Source organism: Tsukamurella sputi (assembly GCF_007858445.1).
Classification (GTDB): domain Bacteria; phylum Actinomycetota; class Actinomycetes; order Mycobacteriales; family Mycobacteriaceae; genus Tsukamurella; species Tsukamurella sputi.
On the sequence record NZ_VIGV01000203.1, the window covers coordinates 1 to 528 of the forward strand.

1 protein-coding gene and 1 pseudogene are annotated in these 528 nt (G+C 72.5%); both read right to left on the minus strand.

Annotation, left to right across the window (positions count from 1 at the left end; translation table 11 throughout):
• On the minus strand, positions 1-364 hold a 364-nt coding region (locus FK268_RS23825), incomplete at its 3' end, for a TetR/AcrR family transcriptional regulator (protein ID WP_158636226.1).
• Positions 365-369: 5 nt separating this feature from the next.
• Positions 370-528, minus strand: a pseudogene (locus tag FK268_RS23830) (cytochrome P450); the annotation flags it as partial.

Here is a 528-nt window from a genome sequence, read left to right on the forward strand (position 1 = left end):
CCACGGCGAAATCCTCCGAGGCGAACCAGGCGAGTAGCTCCGGCCGGTCGCGCACGTAGGCGACGGCCGCCTCGATCACGGCGACGAGGCGCTCCGAGGCGTCCCCCGTGGCAGGTCCGCTCGTCGTGAGATGGTCGAGAGCCCTGGACATCTCGCGGAGCACGTAGGCGGATCGCAGCATCTCGCGGTTGGCGAAGTACCGGTAGAGCGTGGCGCGGGAGCACCCCGCGGCGCGGGCGATGTCGTCCATGCCGACCGCGGCGACACCGTGCTCCGCGAACAGGCCGGAGGCGGCGTCGAGGATGCGCTCCGCCGCGCCGGACCTGGTGGCCTCGGACCAACTGTTCTTCGCGGCGGACGTCATGGCGGTCATCCTACGGAGATCGGCACGGCCGTCGGGCGGCGCACGTACGCCCCCGGCGCCCAGCGCACACCGCCGATATCGACCGTGAAACCGGGAATGCGCGCGAGGAGTTCCTCGAGGGCCACGCGCGACTGCATCCGGGCGGCCGCGGCGCCGAGGCAGTG